At 64.7% G+C, this 258-nt stretch carries 1 pseudogene; it reads left to right on the top strand.

Annotation, left to right across the window (positions count from 1 at the left end):
* A pseudogene (locus GHN92_RS23735) lies at positions 1–258 on the top strand (BatD family protein); the annotation flags it as partial.

The following is a 258-nucleotide window of genomic DNA, read 5'->3' as shown; positions in this document are numbered from 1 at the left end:
AGCTGCAAATCCCCGCGTTGACCTTCAGCGCGACCCAGGTGGACAACCAGCCCGGCAACACCTCGACGCCCAGCGCGCCCAAACCCGGGAAAATGGTCCACGTGACCTCCACCGAGATCCCCTTGCAGGTCAAGCCCAAGCCTGAAGACTACCCGGCCACTGCCGCCTGGTTACCGGCCCGCAGCCTGAGCCTGAGCGAAACCTGGAACCCCGAGCCGGATCATTCCAAAGTAGGCGACTCGCTGACCCGCACCCTGA

It is taken from the genome of Pseudomonas sp. FSL R10-2964 (genome assembly GCF_009600035.1).
GTDB lineage: Bacteria > Pseudomonadota > Gammaproteobacteria > Pseudomonadales > Pseudomonadaceae > Aquipseudomonas > Aquipseudomonas bubulae.
This window is presented reverse-complemented; position numbering and strand designations above follow the sequence as displayed.